The organism is Brevibacillus sp. NPDC058079 (genome assembly GCF_042885155.1).
Lineage (GTDB): Bacteria > Bacillota > Bacilli > Brevibacillales > Brevibacillaceae > Brevibacillus.
Genome location: NZ_JBHVSO010000007.1, coordinates 105,045 through 120,733, shown reverse-complemented (window position 1 = coordinate 120,733; position 15,689 = coordinate 105,045). Strand labels below are relative to the sequence as shown.

Here is a 15,689-nt window from a genome sequence, read left to right as displayed (position 1 = left end):
GGAAGAAGAGTGAAAAATTGATCAGTAGAGAGAGGAGCCATGATAAGGCGATCCTCTCTTTTTCCTATTAAATAAACGACGTAGTAATAAGACTATCAATATTAATTGATTCAGGAACGCATATATATGTATCGTCACCTATACGTTGAATATCTCCCTCCAAAGCATAGACAACGCCAGTTAAAAAATCGAGGATTCGCTTTGAATTATGTGGGTCAAGCATCCTAATGTTTAAGATACAGGCTTGATTTCGACAAAGATAATCGGCAATATCCTGAGAATCGTTAAAATTTCTCGGTTCGACCAATCGGATGCAAGTTGTCTTTTTCCACGTAGCTTCCTGCGGGAAAGGGATGACATTGCGGGTTTCAACGATTCGATGCTTTGATACTTGTTTTGGTTTCTCTTCTATGAGTTCTTGGTCTGATTCGTATTCATCCCCTAAACCTAAATAGTCCATGATCTTATTGGCTATGCCCATTTGTCGTTCTCCTTCGATTATCGTAGATGTACAACTGGATTATACAATAGCATTCAGAATCTCAGAAGAGAATTATAAAGAACATAGTGAATTACAGTCTGAATCAAACCAATATCTGCTTTTAAAGTGAAAATTACCTTGTAAAAAAGTAGATTATGTAAAAAAAGAATGAAGCGTATTTGCTTCACTCTTCATAGAAAAAATCCTACCTATTACTTTTGAGACACTTCCAGCAATTGAGCAATAGATTCTAATTTCAAGTTGGATATCCAGTAATGCTGAAATAGATCTGTAACCTTTGGATGTTGAACGATATCTTCATCCAACGACTCAAGATATTTCCTACTGGTCAATTGCGTATTTTGGAGCATTTGGATAACTGACATTACCACTTCTGCTGATTTCGCATTGTGAGAGATGACAAGATTATCGTTAATCGTTTCCACATGATAAGCGAGAGGTTCCGTCAATGCAAATAATTGAGGAGGGCAATTTTCACTCTGACCAAGTGCTTCAATAAAACCAAATAAAAAGTGTTTACCATTTAACGCATCAATTTCTTGACTTGTATAAATACCAGGTTGAAAGTAGGTATCTGCGCTTTCTTTTCCTTCTGAGGAAAGAATCATATTGTAATGATCGGTACAGTCTTCAATTTCAAACCATCCCCAATTTTCACCCATAACCGTAATTTTTCGTTTGATAGGAAGTATTGTATTCATGATTCTGCAACCTCCTTTTTCGACTTTAATTTGTTTTTAAATTGCTCTCGTTCATCCATATTTGCAAAACGATAAGTAGTCAAATTTAGTTCCTGTTTTAAGGTTCCATCAACAGTAAGGAGTACAAAGCAGTTTTCGTTTACTTCATTGATTTGAAAAGTCTCTTTTAGTGGATGAGAGTACAGAAACAGTCCCTTTTGATAACTTACCTCAGACTCTTTCCACCAATTTAGAGAAATCACACGCTCGCCATAATTCCCACTGGTTATTTCCGCTCCTCGAAAATAACCAGCTTCTTTGATTTCATGTGAATCGCACCATATTTCAACAACAGGATAACCAACAAATTCGTCGAGCTTTTCTTTTGCTATTTCAAAATCCATATCTGTCGTTATGAGCACCCCGTCATCACAAGAGGTAATTGTTATCACATCATAGTTTATTTCATGATCATTTCGAGGAGGAAAAGAGATTTGTCGGAATCCGCTTTGATAAATGAAATAGAGTGGTTTCCTTTCGTTCTTGTATACGGTCAATTTAGTTCCTCCTCTTGTTTCTCTACGTCCCAGAGGCGAAGTAAGGTTTCGTTATAACTCCGCTCTAAATTTAGCCAAAATGCTTTGGGTATTTGCAAGATAGTTTCTAACCCTGAAGCAATATCAGGTGTAATTCTAACTATGCCAGAGAGTAGGGATTTTGTAATCTCTACATGAAGACCGAGTTCAGTAGATAATTGTTCAATTGATATTCCGCGATCTTCGATTACTTCCTGAATAGTTTCTCCAGGTGGAATTGCATAGTTTGGTTGATAACTATTTGAAGAAAAATTCATAGTTCTTCCTCCTTTGTTTTTCCTATTCAACGAGATTGAGTATCTCCAATTCACCACTTTTAGAAGAAATGATGATTTCTTCGAGTGTTTTACCTGCTTTATCTTTCCATAGCTTGTAGCCATCATTGAGATCTGGATTAGTGGTATCTGGCGAGAATTCATAAAGAAACACATCAATATTTACGGCTGTTTCCTTATCGAGGGATTTTGCAAGTATAATGGCTAAGTTCAAATCATTGGTTGGGTAGTAACGAGAAGAATAACCGTCCGATACATAAACTCGATAACGAGTAACGGTTGCTTTCTCAGAGGAACTCAAAAAAGATAAAATGTCTTTTCGCTCCTGTTCATCATTGGTCGTTAACTTGAATTCAAAGCTTAGTTTATTCGGAATAACTCTTCCGATTTTAACGAATAAGCGTAGATGTTTTTCTTGTAAAAACGATTCGAACTTAGTTACTACTTCATTCAGCGTTTCTTCATTTTCACAATAAACTACATAGTTATTGGGATGAGGATTTATTAACAATTTAATCATATAGATTGCTCCTTTATTATGCTTAGCTTCTATTAACCTGAGTGCTTAGCTTTAGAGTTCGATAGTCTTCTTTACTACATTTTTGGTGAATTGCAAAGGGAGTTAGTTGGGAGTAGAAGAACTTTTTAGATCGAACATTACTTCGAGTTCCGCCAAAAACGCAAATTACTTTATGTTTGGATTCTACGGTTAGAGATGAGGATGCCATATGGATTTACCCAATCAGTTTTAGCTATCACGATGTGGATCATCTATAGACAACTCTGTTTATTTTGTTACATATAGTATACGTGTTACCGAGGTTATCTTCAACCTTTTCATGTAAAAAATATTTTACTTCTTACAAAACGGATAAATAGCATTTCTTCGGAGGATGCGATCCTTGCCTTGTAATCTTGCTGCTAAATTGGTTGATGTTTGATAGAAAACTGGTTTAAGAATGAATCAGTTGCTTTTCGTCCCTTTTCTTTTGTCTGTAGTGAAAACTCATTATGAACACGTACATTATCATGCCGCTTTATTTGTTTGATCACAGTGGGACATTAATGAATATGACAGGTTTTTCATGCTCGGATCTGATTTTACGAAAAATGGAATGAAAGATGCTTTGCCAATGGAATTTCATGAAGAAGAAAAAGACACTACGAAAGTAGTTGTCTTTTTTTTGTACATATGAGTTTAAACGTGGTTGAACCAATCATAGTTGTACCTATAATCAACAACGGTAATAAATTATTGTTATCAACTTATAATCATAAAGTCCTAAAAATAATTATCAAGAGGAGGGAATATTGAACTGTGAAGGAAAAGAAAAAGAAACATATATTATCAAAATTAACTTCGATTGCATTAGCATTAGCATTGGCATCTCCGATTGTTACCAGTCAAATAACGCTTCCGATGATTGCACATGCAAATTCGGACACCATTTCAATCTATAATGATTCTGAGACTCTCAAACAAATTCAATCATCAAAACTTCGAATTTCTATGCAAAATGACGGGAAATACGGAATGAGATTGTTACCATCTGGTGCTTCAGTTTTTTACCCAGCCAATAGCGAAATTGGAACAACACTTACCACACTAAAGGAAAATGGTACAGCGACATTGTTTGGAAGCTTGCCATTAGACTATTTCGCGATTGAGGGAAATTCTATTGTACAGAAGAGGTCTTCTGCAAATTTTACGTATACTCTTCGAGTTTCTATCGTGAATCCAACAATAGAAGGTGGATATTTGAAAGTAGAGCTTGAAGCCTTAAATAAATCTGGTTCGAATCAAACCTTTGGGGACTGGTTTTATTGGGATACGATGGTCAATGGAAATGACAAATCTCCCTTTGAAGTAACGGATAATGGATGGAACAATTCAAGTGGCGGGGTACAAGTAACAGCTTTTCATCGAAACACATTTAACGTTGTAGATGCAAATCGTATATATATTGGAAATCACACAAGTGCCAACAATATTGATACTTTGGCTATAAGTCCAAGCAATTATACTGTTGGGCAAATCATTAGCCCTGGTGACACAGGTGCTGGATTTTTATGGGAACCCCAAACGATAGAAGCTGGCGCAATTCGAAAAAGCAGCGTAATTGTTGGGTTAGGTCCAAGAAATGCCACGCCTACATTTACAATGACATCGCCTGGGGATAATCAGACTTATTATCGTGGTCAAAGTTTCCAAATCATAGGTACAGCTAAGGACACAGATATCGGCGATACGATGTCAGTTAAATGGGCAATTGATGGAGGTACAGAGAATGTATTGTCAACGATTGTTGCAAATGGACAAAATCAAGCTTTTTCTTATAACTATACTTTGCCTAACAATTTGGCTGATGGTAAGCACACACTTCAAGTTTGGGTGATGGATAATAAGGGTGGCGTTTCGTCTGCAAATTCCAGAACATTTATAGTTAATAACTTCTCGATTCCAGGACAACCATTATTTTCGAATGTGTCAAATAACTCGATGACTGTGAGCTGGGATAAAAAAGGAAACGTAGATACAACGACATATGAATTGGTTAATACTACAAATTCTAATGCAACGATTAATACAGGCAACTCAAATACTTACAATGTAAAAGGTTTAAGCCCAAATACCCTATATATGTATAAAGTTCGAGCTAAAAATACAAGCAATGTCTATACTGCTTATTCAGCAGAAGGGACGATTGTCACTTTGGCTAATCCTCTAATATCAGGTGAGTTTAGTCGTAACGGTAACGTATTAGATGTAACATGGAATCCAAATGGAAATCCGACAGGAACCAAGTATCAGTATGAACTTCGCAATTCTTCTGGCGTTGTTGTGAAAAATGGAGAGTCAACATCTTCTTCTGCGAATATTTCTCTTTCAGGATTAACTGGTGGAGACTATGGAATATTTGTTCGAGCGATAAATCAGTCTGGTGTAGCAACGTCCTATTTATCGATTGGCACCGTAAATGCCGATGTAACTCCACCAAATATCCCATCCATTACAGGTAAGAGTGGATGGCAAAAGGATAATCAAACGGTATCCATTGAAAACAATGGAGATAATGTTGGAGGGTCTGGTGTAGGGAGAATTGAATACAGTTTAAGCGGAGCAACAACGGTAGGTTGGACAATTTATAACGCACCACTCTCTATTACAACAGAAGGAATTACTACAGTAAGTGCAAGAGCGATTGATAAAGCTGGAAACATTTCATCAGTTCATACAAAGTTGGTACAGATCGATAAAACTGCTCCAGTCGTATCGCTAACTTCTACTAACCAAACGCCGTCTAATCTTGATGCAGAAATATTAGTTTCAAGTGATGATACAATGAGCGGTGTTGCTGTGAAGAAATATGCACCTGAGATACAGAGTGCAAGTTTCTTTGAATCAGGTGGAACAGTCATTAGCGGTAATACATTCAAGGTTTCATTAAATGGGACATATAGTGTTTATGTCAAAGATAATGCTGGTAACGAAACAATTCAAACGATTGAAGTGAAAAATGTTGACAAAACACCACCGTCGATTGCATTAGTTCCTTCAACAACAGATCCAACAAATCAAAGTATTACAGTAAGTGTGAACATCACTGATAACGAAAATGGAGTGATAGTTCAGAAGTATGCGGTTGGTAATCAGAATGTAGGCTTCTTTGCAAACAGTGGCACAATTCTTAGAGGGAATACATTTGAGGTTTCAGCAAATGGAATATACACCGTTTATGCAAAGGATGCAGCAAATAATGAAAGTATGAAAACCATCACGATCACAAATATTGACAAGACAAACCCGACAACACCTTCGATAACACTAAACGGAAATGTGCTAATGGTTTCACCAGGAACTGATATTGGTTCTGGCGTTCATCGAACATTGATTCAGATTAATGGTAGTCAATGGTCAGCATACGCCACACCTATCACGCTTCAAGATGGTGAGTATACCATTCACGTAAAAACAATAGATAAGGCTGGAAATGAGAGTAGTGTTGCAACTCTTACGAAAGTAATTAATGTGAAAGGTCTTGAAAATGCAACAAAAGCCGTTGAAGATGCTGAGAAAAACATGGATCAGGTGAATGTAGATCGTGCAAAAGATCTAATTGGTGCATTGCCTAATATAGTAGAAAAAGAGATTTTGTTACATCGTCTGGAAGTTGTTCAAAAGACTATTGAGTTGAAAGTTATAGAACAACAGTTAGTCGAGATCGAAGGTAAAATCAATTCTGGAGAAATAGGAAAGGATAACATCCTCACTTTCAAAGACAAAATGAAGCTGCTGGAATCTAAAACGAAATTTCTTCCGTCTTATTTGAATACCGAAGAAGCCAAGCGAAAAATCGATTCGATTAATGAACAACTCAAGTGGATAGAAAAAGTTTTTGATTTAAACGAGAATAGTCCAGTAAATATCATCGAAGAATTGGAAAAACATGTACTTGGGATGGAAAATGGATTACTAAAAGATCGCTTGATTGAACATTTGAATAAAGTAAACGGTTATAGCAAAGCTTTGGAGCAAGTTGAAAAAGCGGAAAACACACTTGATGAAAATGATATACATCGAGCAAATGTATTGATTTACTATCTAAAAGAAGGGAACAGCAAAGAAGAATTGATCAAACGTATCAATCGAGTAAAAGTCATTGTGGATGCAACCAAATATGTTGTATTGACAGAAAAAACTCTAACTCTTTCTGATTTTACAAGGGCAATCGAAATGGTTGAAAAAGTTGAGAATACATCCACTAAATCACAATTAATGCAACGTCTAAATGCTGTGCAAAAAGTGGTTGAAACTATTGATCTTGTAAGTAAAGCAGAGCAGACACATTTGCAATCAGATATCAACCTTGCTCGTATCGAAGTTAGTAAATTACCAAAAGGATCAATCCAAGACGGACTACACATTCGACTGGATCGTTATGATGCCGCTTTAAACATGGGACAATCCAAGGTGAGAATGGCAGAAATAAATCCAACTACAGCAATCGTTAAAGAAGCAGAAGAAGCGATAAACAAGGTCTTTGAATCTCCTCAAAAACTAACTCTGGTTGATCGTTTGACAGTCGTCAAAAAACAGCTTGAGGATAAGCTGTTAAGTGAACAACTGGATATCGCAAAGAAGAAAGTGGCGAAGGCCGAGGAAATGAAGCGTGATCCTTACTTGACAGATGCGTGGACAGTTGTAAACGCCCTTCCTCCAGGATCGGAAAAAGAAGCATTGGTCGCACGAATGAATGCGCTTATTGCAGATACGGATTCCGGAGAAGGAGTAAAGGATCCACTGCTTGTTGAAAAAATCAAGAAAGCTACAGATAAAGTAAAATTAGCTGAAATGTACAAACGTGATCCCTATGTAACCGATGCTCGTAAATTGGTTACTGATTTGCCAGCAGGAGCAGAAAAGGACGCTCTACTTGCACGATTGAATGCAGTATCGCCAGAGAAGCAACCAACTGATCCTACCCATACGCCTGAGTATAAAGCGGCAGAGGCTAAGGTGAAGAAGGCTGAAACGTACAAACGCAATCCGTACCTATCTGATGCTGAAGCAGCGATTATGTCTTTACCCGAAGGAGCAGGTAAAGATGCTTTAATCTCCCGTGTAGAAGCGGTGAAACGTGCATTGGAGGCAGAGGCATTAGCAAAGCAAGTAGTTGACGCAACGAAAAAAGTAGAGTCCGCTGAGAAGTACAAGCGAGATCCTTATATCAGAACTGCGCAAGAAGCAGTTGATCAATTACCAGCGGGAGCAGATAAAAATGCATTGCAGAATCGCATGGACAAACTAAAAGATCCTGGTGTTGTTGAACAAACACCATTGATTGAAAAAGCTGAGAAAACAGTAGCGATGTATGAAAAATACCGTTATAGTGCCTATCAAAAGAAAGCACAGGAATCAGTTGATCAATTAGTCAATGGTAGTGTTAAATCGGCATTTCAAACTCGTATAGATGCAGTAGATATGAAATAGAAAACAACGTTGAGGCGGGAGATGAAACCCGCCTTTTGTTGTTCACAAGTAAAATATATTTTACAAAATTACTCTAAGGTTGTATAATTTAAATGTCTTTTCAACTCTCTGTATCTTTCATTCATGTATGCTCAGATAAGAAATGTGCTCTTTTGCTGGAGCTTGAGGAAAAAGGATAGGGTGGAGAGCTGAGTGAAGTTTTCCTCCTATATAGTGGAACGTGAATCCGAGTTTATATGCTGATGAAGGTTGAATATGAGAATGCAATAGAGATTCCTGGTGAGCATAGGTTCATGAGTAAACTAATTTTCAATAAAATTTGTTGAGAGAAAAATAAAGAAGGGAGATGTTAGATTATGAGAATGGGAAATCAGTATAAGCATTTTAAGGGTGGTCAGTATCTCTTTCAATATATTTGCTATCCGATTGACATGAGCAAGACAATGGAAGAGGCAACTTACGTGTTAACGGCTAAACATGCAGATACTCAAGAAGAGGTAAAAATCTTCGAGAAGAATGGAGTGTATTTCACTGATTGTTGTTTGTATATGGTTTTGTATAAACGAATATCGGATGCGTCGTTGTGGGTTCGGCAAGTCGATGACTTTTTCGGTTATAAAGAACATGAAGACGGTCGTTTTGAAAAACGATTTGTTTTGCAGAATGTAGTTGGAAAGGAAGGTGCAATGAATGTCGGTCTATAAACATGAAGATGGGACGACGGTGATTGAATTAGGTCTTGGAACAACCGCTGTAGGTATGGTTTATCCTGAAACGGGGAATGCGGCAGTTGGGATTTCCTTCTCACAGATGGGTGAAAACTTACAATCTGTTGGTGATAGGACGATTATTCATATTTGCAATGCTTCAGGAATTGTTTCCTATATGAAAGCGATTATAGATTTAGCTACTACATGGGAGATCACTGGAGATGATCCTGGAAAGATTTCAGAAGTTAAAAAACAAATGGATCTCCTTCACAAAACCCTTCACTCAATGGGATAATAGAAGTGGAACCATAATGAGAAGGGAACAATCAGTTAATGAATAGTGTAATTAATGAAATCATCGAAGAATTAGGAAAGAAAAATTTCTCTGACATTCTTCATTTGCGAACCATGTTAATCAATTCATTGACTTCGTTTGCCTATGAAGGATCAGAATCGGCTCATAAAACCTTACGTAAAGTAAAAGAAAAGTCAATGGTTGAACAAGTAGCATGGATTTATCATGATTTCCCCGATCTTCGCGAATTAGGAGAGAATGTATCGAAGAAAACAAGCTAAAGCAGGCAAATTGCCTGCTTATTTTTATTTCTTATACCGACCACAGACTGAAAAATTCTTCATCCGCAACAAAAACCAACTTTCTAATAGTTGGTTTTTGCTTTTTATTAGAATAAAGCAAGGCTTGCTAACTTGTTGACTATAGTCTATAATATTTATAAGGTGACAATAAACAATGAAAGGTAGGGGTGTTATGACAGAATGGGTGATTTTGCTTGTTATGATTACTATTTTGCTTTCTCTTTGGGTAATACATGCTAATCGAAAGAAAAAGCGAGCAAAGAATGAGAGGGACTCCTTTCATACGACTGCATCAACTGATTCTAAAGAGTCAAGCGCTTCACTAAGCCGAGAACTCCAAAGTAGACAAGCTGACATTGAAAAACGAAATATACATTCATATGTACCAACTCAAGGTTCCTATCGTTCGGCGCCTTCGCAAAGTCGTTCATCTTCTCCAAGCACATCACCGTCTCGTAGTCGAACTGACGATGACGATGACGACGACTATCGCAGAGGGTCTTCTGGATCTTCTGGGTCAGAAGCAGTCGTCCCTACTTTTGCTGGATTCGGAATGGCAGCTTCCAGCTCCCATGGATCTTCTGGATCTTCTGGATCTTCCAGTTCAAAAGGTCATTCGTCGTGCAGTGGTGGAAGCAGTTGTAGTAGTGGAAGTAGTAGCAGTTGTAGCAGTAGCAGTTGTAGCAGTTGTAGCAGTAGTTAAGCGTAGGGATATGTAATCCTACATGAAGCCCTTTCATAATCAGAAAGGGCTTTTCCAACATGAATCAACTATTAAATTGCAGAAATGAACATTCAAATAGAAAGGAGGGTGTCTATGGGTATGGTTAAGTTTCATCCGAAACATCCTCCGTATCTTACGATGGGGATGCAAGCACTTTGTTTGCTTATCATGATTTGGATTGGTTTACAATACACAAACGATATGGCTTTTACTATTTTCTTAGGGGTAATTGCTCTCTTTATCGGATCGGAAATTCTGGGAGATCTCATTCATTATCGAAGTCCTAAACCAACTGTTCTTGTGTTTGATAAAGGGATAGTGGCACACTACCAATTAATCGTATGGGAAAGAATCGAGCTTGTAAGTATCAACGATGAAGAGATGACGGCTAAGATTCAATTGAAAAGTAAAAATGTAATCCAAATTCGACTTTCATCATTAAAGGAAACACCTGGGCAATTTCGTGAAGCTGTCAAGTCCTTTTCACCTCATGTTGTGTTATGACCCTATTGACTGGTGGCACTGTGTTGGACGTTTCCGATATCGGGGCTACACAGAGAGAAAAAGGTTTCTGTAAAGCTCGTCCAAGTATCATCTTTCATACCAGTTCCAAAAGAACATACAACAGGATTGGGTAATTAAGGAGTGGATCAAAAGTGAACGGCATTCGACGAAGCGCTGATGAACCTGATAATGTGAAATTGGATAAGATTGAGTTGGATTCTGTGCAGGAAGCATTCCATATTATAAATGCCACAGTAGATCGTCATACAAAGTCACGAAAGCTACAGCAGTTGTTGGGGATTTATGAAAGACTTGCTTGAAGAAAACCGCAATTAATAGGAGTTGAGATGCTGTTGACGACAACGATTAGAAATCTTGAGCATATAGCGATCCCATCTAAAATAGGAATCAGACAAAAGGGATTTCTCGAAAAGGAATTACAATCAATTAATCATGCAATCGGTGAAGATCTGCATCGAAAACTAAAATTACTGTTCTACCGAAATAACCAACATGTAAGTGAACATGAGTTTGATCTGAGATTGGTCGAATTGAAACGTTATTTTATTATGTGTTCGGTCTTAAAAGATGTTCCCATGTTTAGTGAAGAAGTTGATGAAGTTTGGCACACGTTCATCCTCTCTACAAGAGACTACGAAAAGTTCTGTTATGACTTTATGGGTGAATTTCTTCATCATCATCCCGCGACAGTGAGAACGCCAAACCCACATGGCAGAGCATGGTTCGATCTGATTTATACTCAACTTTTTGAGTTTACTGAGTTTACAGGATTGACATGGGGTGCTTTCTATTTAAATCCATTACGTAAAAGTCTGATCGAAGAATTAAAACACGCTCCTGAAGAGGAACTAAAGAGTAAATACTTTAGACTTGGGGCTAATGAAGAGGTTGTAGATGTATTGGTTACACTTCTAAGAGAAGAAGTGAAACTCGCTTTTGACAAAGGCTTCTCTCTTGAAAAGCATCCATTCACTTCAAAAGAGCAAATTCATTTCTTAGAGCAAGCTCCTTACTTCGCGCAAGCGATGATTTTTAATTCCTCTTATAACAACGAAGAATATCTGAAGAGAATGTACGACGTGCAAATTGGTTCGAATGATAAATCTTCTGTGGCTTGTGGAAGTGGAAGTGTAGCTTGAATGAATCGTCAATATAAATTGAACCGTTGAAAGGGATGGAATACATGAGTAGTCAGGAAAAAAAGATGGGTGAACGATATCGTCCAAAGTTCGAAAGCGCAAAACATGTATGCAAAAAAGAAGTGGCTGGTTTGTCTCGAATTGAGAGAATTGAAATGAAATGGAATCTTGGTATGTTTATTGCCTTACTAACAGTTCTTCTTGTTGGATGTTCTCCTGCGGAAAGTATCTATAACAACGTTTTGCTCGATAATGTTGTTGTTGATAAAGTTGAATTAAAATTAGAAGGAAAAATAACAAATTATTATGTAACAATGACAAGAAACAAAGTGCAAGAGAACTACAAGATACGCAATGGAACAGATGGAATCTATCAAGAAATGCTCAATTACATCAAATCTTCCAAATTTAATGGAGTAGAGCCAAGATTCGATTTCATTGTTGATGAGGAAGCAAAAGAGATTAAAGGGATTGCGCTCGTCAAATCAAAAAAGTAATGCAAAATCGAAGTCGCCTATAAAGCGGCTTTTTTATATGAAATATGAAAAAGGACTCTTTTTTGAGTCCTTTAGATTTATATTAATTGTTATTTTCGATATATTTCACTTGTTCGTACCATTCGAGATCGTTACTTAATCTATTAGTGATGTACTCTTCAACATGAGCATTTGGAATAGTCAAGGTAAAAGATCCAGTTCGTTCTGTAAAGTCTAATACTCCTAAGTATTCATTAGGTAATGCATTTGGATTGAGTTTTTTTCCTGCGTTTTTCCCCGTAACGATTTCAAATTCATTTTGTAGACACTTTATTCGCTCAATCTCAACTTTTGTACCTAAAAAGAATGCTCCGAAAAACAACTTTTCATATCTTAGAACGTATTTGTGATTTTGACCAAACAAAGGGCTATCTTTGGAACCTCGAAACTGATAGTTGATTTTTTTAGGATTAGAATCACCATTTTCGACTTGAAGATTCTCAGTGACCTGAATCAGATCACCTTTGTATTTGGTTCTTAAATAATCAGCTTTATTTTCTTCATCAAACATTCTTATTATTATGCTGATTAATGAAATGAGAACCATGATTAATACAAATATATATAATTTATCCAACCCATATATTTTCTTTGAATTAGATTCAGGACTCATGAAATCACCTCAAGATATAGTCATTGAAGTGAATTGTAATATACAAGTTGACTATAGTCAATAAATTAATGTGCGAAACAAACTGAATTCAGCTATATTTATATCGGAATCCATGTAAAATACATAGAATTCAATTAGATAGGTTTCTCGTTTGAAAAATGAAAAAGGAGAGGTTTGTATGAACAACTTGATCACAGCATGGCATAATGTCGTTTTATTTGTAAGCGGTTTGACGTTGTGGCAGTGGATTATTATTGGATTCGTTTTCTTGTTTTTATTTAAAAAGCCTCTAAAACGATTTGTAAAGAGACAGATGAGAAAGGTGAAAAAACTGATTATGCAACTGGTTCGTTTGTATTTTATTGGGATGTAATCATAAATAGAGAGAGGTAAAGTCTATGATTAGGTTAAATTTATTCACGGCTCTTTGTACTGGAATCATTTCTTTGCTTATTTATTGTTTGGGTAGCTTGATTGTAAATTCAATCTCAAATGCTATTGAAGATCCAATCAGATTTGCTTCAACAATTTACGAAGAATTCCAGAAAGACCATGATGTGTTCGACTTTTTGGGTTTACTGTTGGATCAACTGCGACGGTAACGTTGGAGGATAAGATGTGAAAGGCAATTATACAAAGGAATAAATCATTTTTGGAAGAGGAGAATGAAGAATGAATATCTCTGAGTACGATGTTGAAACAAATGAAGAAGCGCTCCTGGTAGATAAGAGAAGATATAGAAGTTTAGAGAAAGAATTGGAACGTACAAGAGAAGCACACCGTGAAGAGAATATTGAGGGCAGAGAATGGCGTATTTGCGATCATGTGCTTACAATGATGGAAGCAATACAAATCGACCTTTCTGAACAAGAAAAACTGTTAGAAACCAAACTAAAGGCTCTACCGATGAACTATTCGCAGGCAAAAGACATACAGGATTTTCTTGATAAAGGGTTTGGGTTGAAGGTGAAATTGGTTTGTACACCAGAAGAAGCGTATGAACTTAACAGAAACTTTTTTTGCTCAGCACGCTCCAAGAACAAGTGAATGATTTTGAAAGAGAGCCTATCTAATCGATGGGCTTTTTTTATTGTATCACAACTGACTATAAAACACAGTTAAACTGATGGTTTATTGACCTCAACAGAAGTTAAATTAAAATAAAAGATATGGACGAAGAGGGGTATGATGAACGTGGTTGGATATATTGAAAAACAAATCAATGAGTGGATCGTGAGCGGAGTGTTGCTCAGTTTGAAGATTTTGAAACAGCGCGGTGAAAGTATGAGTATGCATGGAAGGATTCTAAGTTATGAGCCAAGTCTCGGAACAATCCTGCTTTATGAGGATGATCGTAAAAAAGTCGAAAATATAACGATCTATGAAATAGAGAATATGGAACCAGCTTTAAGATGACTTCATTTTATCACGATTATAAATTGATAAATGAAGAGGAGTACCAACACTTCTCGGATTGTCTCCAGCGAATGATTTCTAAAGATCAAGATTGAGTTAAACAAGAGTCTACTTTAAAAAGTGGGCTTTTTTGCAATAATCGAATGAATTTTCCATAGAATAAAGGAAACTCATAAAACAGGTTTTTCATAAAAAACAATAGCAGGCTTATTATGGCAATTTATTGAAGAGGTTTGGTGGGTAGAGAACAAAAGATCGATCAAAGATTTCAAAATGGTTTTGTAAGATTATCGTATTTAGGGAGGATTATTTTTATGAGAAGAAGCCTTTGGAGAGGTACATTTACAATCAAAATCCAATTTTTAAAAGAAGAAGATAGATTCAACCCTGTTTTCCATGTAAGTAATGCTGAGAAGGAAGAGGCTACAATCCATTTTGAAGGTTCCTTGAAAGGGGCAATCCTTTATGTTTTAAAAACCTACCGAGAATGTTTTGCCGTAAGTGCCAATTTCTATGACTCTAATCGTAATTGGCTAAAGGAAATTAGTTTTTGATGAAGAATAAGTAGGTGATTCTACATTGAATTATTTTCGATTTGAAATCAAAACAGTAAGAGGAATGGTGTTAACCACTCGCTTTAGTGGAACCGAAGAAAGTGGTATTCGTTCGTGCAAAAAATATATCAAAGATTTTAGAGCAGATTTCCCAGATGCAACTCTTCGAATTGTTATTTTTGAACGTGAGAGAGTAAAGAACAGATGGGAGCTACATGGGATGCCATTTGATTACAAGAAGACATTAATTTCAAAACCAAAAGATAAAGATGGAATAGAAGGAGATGTTAAAAGTCATGATGCTGAAAGCATTTGATATTTTCGACATGTTAGATGGGATTGATAAGGAGAAAGCATTTGAGATTATGAATGAGGTGCAGGAATTCTGCTTGTACACTCCTGAAAAAAACGGTATGGGGATATGCTTAATAGAGCAAAAAGAGAATATCTTGAGTGTCATCCAAAAACACGCAATTGAATTGAATCTGAAAGTACGAGTTCAAGGAAATTTTATTAATCTATCAACAACGCTAATGGGTGAAAACGTCGATTGGAATGACATTTGGGTTGGTGACACTCGGATCAACTGCAAGGATTTTTGGAAAGAAGTGGTCAGTCTGGTATCCACTTGTGAAGAACGGCTGATTGAGGCAGATAACTTCGCGGTTGAATGGCATTGTATTAAGAAAGAAGCATTGAAGAATGTTATCGATAAAATACATGAACAATCAAAAAAAGAATTGGAAAAGAGCTACGCAAATCTTGTAAGCTCCTGGAGCAATATGAAAGAAGTTCCGTTGTTCTAACATTCCAGAATTGATATTCATAAA

21 protein-coding genes are annotated in these 15,689 nt (G+C 36.6%); 15 read left to right on the top strand and 6 right to left on the bottom strand.

The features are described from left to right. Positions 1 to 67 precede the first annotated feature (67 nt). The 5 genes from ACFVS2_RS20890 to ACFVS2_RS20870 form a co-directional block, all read right to left on the bottom strand. A complete protein-coding gene (locus ACFVS2_RS20890) occupies positions 68 to 481 on the bottom strand; it encodes a cell division protein SepF (protein WP_390237212.1) in 414 nt (137 codons plus the stop codon). Between the two features lie 212 nt (positions 482 to 693). Continuing rightward, positions 694 to 1,203 carry a hypothetical protein gene (locus ACFVS2_RS20885; RefSeq protein ID WP_390237210.1) on the bottom strand — a complete coding sequence of 170 codons (510 nt, stop codon included), beginning with the start codon at positions 1,201 to 1,203 and terminating at the stop codon, positions 694 to 696. Beyond that, positions 1,200 to 1,739, bottom strand: coding sequence for a hypothetical protein (locus tag ACFVS2_RS20880; protein WP_390237208.1), 540 nt, complete (start codon positions 1,737 to 1,739; stop codon positions 1,200 to 1,202). Before ACFVS2_RS20880 ends, ACFVS2_RS20885 begins: the two co-directional genes overlap by 4 nt. Continuing rightward, positions 1,736 to 2,035, bottom strand: a complete 300-nt coding sequence (locus ACFVS2_RS20875; RefSeq protein ID WP_390237206.1) for a helix-turn-helix transcriptional regulator — start codon at positions 2,033 to 2,035, stop codon at positions 1,736 to 1,738. The genes ACFVS2_RS20880 and ACFVS2_RS20875 overlap by 4 nt, the downstream gene beginning before the upstream one ends. A 22-nt stretch (positions 2,036 to 2,057) precedes the next feature. After that, on the bottom strand, positions 2,058 to 2,573 hold the full coding sequence (locus ACFVS2_RS20870; RefSeq protein WP_390237204.1) for a hypothetical protein: 516 nt from the start codon (positions 2,571 to 2,573) through the stop codon (positions 2,058 to 2,060). Positions 2,574 to 3,371: 798 nt separating this feature from the next. Here ACFVS2_RS20870 and ACFVS2_RS20865 point away from each other — a divergent pair. The 9 genes from ACFVS2_RS20865 to ACFVS2_RS20825 all read left to right on the top strand — a co-directional run bounded on the left by ACFVS2_RS20865 (position 3,372) and on the right by ACFVS2_RS20825 (position 12,237). Further along, positions 3,372 to 8,045 carry an OmpL47-type beta-barrel domain-containing protein gene (locus ACFVS2_RS20865; protein ID WP_390237202.1) on the top strand — a complete coding sequence of 1,558 codons (4,674 nt, stop codon included), beginning with the start codon at positions 3,372 to 3,374 and terminating at the stop codon, positions 8,043 to 8,045. Between the two features lie 356 nt (positions 8,046 to 8,401). Beyond that, positions 8,402 to 8,749 carry a hypothetical protein gene (locus ACFVS2_RS20860; RefSeq protein ID WP_390237200.1) on the top strand — a complete coding sequence of 116 codons (348 nt, stop codon included), beginning with the start codon at positions 8,402 to 8,404 and terminating at the stop codon, positions 8,747 to 8,749. Further along, positions 8,736 to 9,050, top strand: coding sequence for a hypothetical protein (locus ACFVS2_RS20855; protein ID WP_390237198.1), 315 nt, complete (start codon positions 8,736 to 8,738; stop codon positions 9,048 to 9,050). Before ACFVS2_RS20860 ends, ACFVS2_RS20855 begins: the two co-directional genes overlap by 14 nt. A gap of 38 nt (positions 9,051 to 9,088) precedes the next feature. Then, complete coding sequence (locus ACFVS2_RS20850) at positions 9,089 to 9,331, top strand: hypothetical protein (protein ID WP_390237196.1); 243 nt, start codon at positions 9,089 to 9,091, stop codon at positions 9,329 to 9,331. 377 nt (positions 9,332 to 9,708) lie between these two features. Further along, a complete protein-coding gene (locus ACFVS2_RS20845; protein WP_390237194.1) occupies positions 9,709 to 10,071 on the top strand; it encodes a hypothetical protein in 363 nt (120 codons plus the stop codon). Between the two features lie 98 nt (positions 10,072 to 10,169). Next, entirely contained in the window at positions 10,170 to 10,580 is a 411-nt protein-coding gene (locus tag ACFVS2_RS20840) for a hypothetical protein (protein ID WP_390237192.1), read from the top strand. A 152-nt stretch (positions 10,581 to 10,732) separates the two neighbouring features. Beyond that, positions 10,733 to 10,900, top strand: coding sequence for a hypothetical protein (locus tag ACFVS2_RS20835; protein ID WP_390237190.1), 168 nt, complete (start codon positions 10,733 to 10,735; stop codon positions 10,898 to 10,900). Between the two features lie 27 nt (positions 10,901 to 10,927). Next, positions 10,928 to 11,740 (top strand): glycine-rich domain-containing protein, encoded by an 813-nt coding sequence (locus ACFVS2_RS20830; RefSeq protein WP_390237189.1) that lies wholly within the window; start codon positions 10,928 to 10,930, stop codon positions 11,738 to 11,740. 44 nt (positions 11,741 to 11,784) lie between these two features. After that, complete coding sequence (locus ACFVS2_RS20825) at positions 11,785 to 12,237, top strand: hypothetical protein (protein WP_390237187.1); 453 nt, start codon at positions 11,785 to 11,787, stop codon at positions 12,235 to 12,237. An 82-nt stretch (positions 12,238 to 12,319) separates the two neighbouring features. Here the strand turns inward: ACFVS2_RS20825 and ACFVS2_RS20820 are convergent, their stop codons facing one another. After that, on the bottom strand, positions 12,320 to 12,889 hold the full coding sequence (locus ACFVS2_RS20820) for a hypothetical protein (protein ID WP_390237185.1): 570 nt from the start codon (positions 12,887 to 12,889) through the stop codon (positions 12,320 to 12,322). A gap of 178 nt (positions 12,890 to 13,067) precedes the next feature. Between ACFVS2_RS20820 and ACFVS2_RS20815 the strand changes: the two genes are divergently transcribed. From ACFVS2_RS20815 to ACFVS2_RS20790, 6 genes are all read left to right on the top strand, one after another. After that, complete coding sequence (locus ACFVS2_RS20815; protein ID WP_390237183.1) at positions 13,068 to 13,262, top strand: hypothetical protein; 195 nt, start codon at positions 13,068 to 13,070, stop codon at positions 13,260 to 13,262. Between the two features lie 299 nt (positions 13,263 to 13,561). Further along, the gene (locus ACFVS2_RS20810; RefSeq protein WP_390237181.1) at positions 13,562 to 13,936 is read left to right on the top strand and encodes a hypothetical protein; all 375 of its coding nucleotides are present in this window, start codon (positions 13,562 to 13,564) and stop codon (positions 13,934 to 13,936) included. Positions 13,937 to 14,077: 141 nt separating this feature from the next. After that, the gene (locus tag ACFVS2_RS20805; protein ID WP_390237179.1) at positions 14,078 to 14,305 is read left to right on the top strand and encodes a hypothetical protein; all 228 of its coding nucleotides are present in this window, start codon (positions 14,078 to 14,080) and stop codon (positions 14,303 to 14,305) included. 314 nt (positions 14,306 to 14,619) lie between these two features. After that, positions 14,620 to 14,859 (top strand): hypothetical protein, encoded by a 240-nt coding sequence (locus tag ACFVS2_RS20800; protein WP_390237177.1) that lies wholly within the window; start codon positions 14,620 to 14,622, stop codon positions 14,857 to 14,859. Between the two features lie 25 nt (positions 14,860 to 14,884). Further along, complete coding sequence (locus ACFVS2_RS20795) at positions 14,885 to 15,175, top strand: hypothetical protein (protein ID WP_390237175.1); 291 nt, start codon at positions 14,885 to 14,887, stop codon at positions 15,173 to 15,175. After that, on the top strand, positions 15,156 to 15,665 hold the full coding sequence (locus ACFVS2_RS20790; protein WP_390237173.1) for a hypothetical protein: 510 nt from the start codon (positions 15,156 to 15,158) through the stop codon (positions 15,663 to 15,665). Before ACFVS2_RS20795 ends, ACFVS2_RS20790 begins: the two co-directional genes overlap by 20 nt. The last annotated feature ends 24 nt before the right edge of the window (positions 15,666 to 15,689 follow it).

Excerpts from the sequence above, each read along its gene's own strand:
- ACFVS2_RS20890 (WP_390237212.1), bottom strand. The coding sequence starts at position 481 with ATGGGCATAGCCAATAAGATCATGGACTATTTAGGTTTAGGGGATGAA.
- ACFVS2_RS20885 (WP_390237210.1), bottom strand. The coding sequence starts at position 1,203 with ATGAATACAATACTTCCTATCAAACGAAAAATTACGGTTATGGGTGAA.
- ACFVS2_RS20875 (WP_390237206.1), bottom strand. The coding sequence starts at position 2,035 with ATGAATTTTTCTTCAAATAGTTATCAACCAAACTATGCAATTCCACCT.
- ACFVS2_RS20870 (WP_390237204.1), bottom strand. The coding sequence starts at position 2,573 with ATGATTAAATTGTTAATAAATCCTCATCCCAATAACTATGTAGTTTAT.
- ACFVS2_RS20860 (WP_390237200.1), top strand. The coding sequence starts at position 8,402 with ATGAGAATGGGAAATCAGTATAAGCATTTTAAGGGTGGTCAGTATCTC.
- ACFVS2_RS20855 (WP_390237198.1), top strand. The coding sequence starts at position 8,736 with ATGTCGGTCTATAAACATGAAGATGGGACGACGGTGATTGAATTAGGT.
- ACFVS2_RS20850 (WP_390237196.1), top strand. The coding sequence starts at position 9,089 with ATGAATAGTGTAATTAATGAAATCATCGAAGAATTAGGAAAGAAAAAT.
- ACFVS2_RS20840 (WP_390237192.1), top strand. The coding sequence starts at position 10,170 with ATGGGTATGGTTAAGTTTCATCCGAAACATCCTCCGTATCTTACGATG.
- ACFVS2_RS20830 (WP_390237189.1), top strand. The coding sequence starts at position 10,928 with ATGCTGTTGACGACAACGATTAGAAATCTTGAGCATATAGCGATCCCA.
- ACFVS2_RS20825 (WP_390237187.1), top strand. The coding sequence starts at position 11,785 with ATGAGTAGTCAGGAAAAAAAGATGGGTGAACGATATCGTCCAAAGTTC.
- ACFVS2_RS20820 (WP_390237185.1), bottom strand. The coding sequence starts at position 12,889 with ATGAGTCCTGAATCTAATTCAAAGAAAATATATGGGTTGGATAAATTA.
- ACFVS2_RS20815 (WP_390237183.1), top strand. The coding sequence starts at position 13,068 with ATGAACAACTTGATCACAGCATGGCATAATGTCGTTTTATTTGTAAGC.
- ACFVS2_RS20810 (WP_390237181.1), top strand. The coding sequence starts at position 13,562 with ATGAATATCTCTGAGTACGATGTTGAAACAAATGAAGAAGCGCTCCTG.
- ACFVS2_RS20805 (WP_390237179.1), top strand. The coding sequence starts at position 14,078 with ATGAACGTGGTTGGATATATTGAAAAACAAATCAATGAGTGGATCGTG.
- ACFVS2_RS20800 (WP_390237177.1), top strand. The coding sequence starts at position 14,620 with ATGAGAAGAAGCCTTTGGAGAGGTACATTTACAATCAAAATCCAATTT.
- ACFVS2_RS20790 (WP_390237173.1), top strand. The coding sequence starts at position 15,156 with ATGATGCTGAAAGCATTTGATATTTTCGACATGTTAGATGGGATTGAT.